1 protein-coding gene is annotated in these 2047 nt (G+C 43.6%); it reads left to right on the forward strand.

The features are described from left to right. On the forward strand, window positions 1-1825 hold a 1825-nt coding region (locus tag CPA56_RS09410; RefSeq protein WP_229707601.1), incomplete at its 5' end, for a glycosyltransferase family 4 protein. Window positions 1826-2047: the final 222 nt, after the last annotated feature.

Raw genomic sequence — 2047 nt, forward strand, 5'->3', positions numbered from 1 at the left:
TGTAGATCTAAAGCCATTCTGGAAAATGGCTGAGGCTAGAGTTCCAAATCAACCTATCAGACGCTTTCTGCATGTTTCGTCTTGTTTCCCACGTAAAGGGATCGATGTTCTGCTTAAAGCGTGGGCCAAGGCATTTTCAGCATCTGATAATGTTGAACTTATTATCAAGACTTTTCCAAATCCACACAATGATTCCGAAGAACAATTAGATAACCTTCGCAAACAAGTGCCCTCCCTTGCACCGGTAATAATCATCAATAAGGATATGAATGGCGAAGAGTTGCGTGATCTTTATGCATCTGCTGATGCCATGGTGCTACCATCGAGAGGAGAAGGTTTTAATCTCCCTGCGCTTGAGGCAATGGCTTCTGGGCTTCCACTTATAGTAACAGCTCAGGGTGGTCAGCGTGATTTTTGTGGTCCGGAACAAGCACGACTTATCCGATATCGGTTTGCACGTTCCACAAGTCATGTCCAAGGGTCTCATGCGATGTGGTTGGAACCTGACGTCGAAGATCTTGTGAATGCCTTACGTGAGCTTGCTGACCCCAATCGACGGGATGAAATTAGTATCCGTGCAAAAAGTGCGCTTTTAGTCTCATATGTCGAAGGAGACACAAAAGCATGGACTCAACGCTTCACGGCCATGTCACGTAGCTTGCTTGAGCCACGTGATACATCACCTGCAAAAATTGCTTGGGTTAGCACTTGGGCTATCCAATGCGGCATTGCCCAATATTCGGATTATCTCCTAATGCGTATGAGTTCAGAACAACAGAAAAACTTAACTATTTTTAGTGATTACCGTTCTCCTACCAGACAAGGTGTATTGCACCATGAAAATGTTTGGAAATTTATTGGAGATAAAGCAATAGAAATTGTTGATGCAGCTTACTCCAAAGGGTCAGAGGCCATTGTTATTCAACATCAGGACGGACTGATTTCATGGGAACAACTAGGTTGCATAGGAAACGATCCTCGACTTTCAACGATGGTATCCATTGCTGTTCTTCATAATGCACGTAATCTTCGACGGGTAAGTGGAGAAGAAGCTGCAATGATCATCAATGGTCTTTCAAAGATGACGCGTATTCTTGTGCATAATATTGACGATATGAATTTTCTTCTAGGTTTGGGGCTGACAAAAAATCTCGGTCTCTTTCCTCATGGTGCATTTGCACCGCATAATACCCCTTGGCCTCGACAAATTGGGGCAAGTGATTCGCCAATTATTGGCTGTCATGGCTTCTTTTTCCGTCATAAAGGGATCGATAAGTTGATCCAAGCGATTGCTGGTCTTAAGAGACGCTGGCCAGGAATAAAATTACGTCTTGTTAATGCACGTTTCCCTGGTAATGACCAAGATAGTTTCATTCAATCTTGTCAAGATATGGCAATAAAGCTTGGAATTGAAGATGCTATTGAATGGTATTTTGATTTTCTTCCTGTCGAAAAAATTGAAAAATTACTTGGTGAATGTGATGTTATTGCGCTTCCTTATTCGGAAAGCGATGATTCAGCTAGTGGAGCTGTACGAACTGCTCTTGCAACTATGGTACCTCTTGTTGCAACGCGAGTGCAGATATTTTCAGAACTTGGGAATGCTGCTGCATGGGCTGAGAATAATGATCCGAATGAGTTAATTCGAGTTATCGGTAATTTACTCGAAAGTCCGGCACTTCGTCGGAATGTTCAAGCTAACATGCATGAATGGCTCGATGCACATGATTGGAATCTTATGGCAACCCGTTTAGAAGATATGATTAATGGTCTTGTACAAGAGCGTCGTTTAGGCTGGAACGTTTCACGTAACCTTTTACACTGATGAAAATATTAGTTGGAATAAATCTACCTTTGTGAAAGTTTGTTTGCCGCCTGAAGAAATGGCAGAAAACAGCCATTCTGTAAAGCGGCAGATTTTTTTTTTTCGCCCATTGAGTTCATTCCTGCCCCGTCTCGCTTTTGCCATCGGTCTCGCGGCTGTCTCCATGGTGGTTCCACCCCACCGTGCCCATGCGCAGTCTGCCGATGAAGCCGAGGCCGAGCA

Origin of the sequence: Bombella mellum, from assembly GCF_014048465.1 — a bacterium.
GTDB lineage: Bacteria > Pseudomonadota > Alphaproteobacteria > Acetobacterales > Acetobacteraceae > Bombella > Bombella mellum.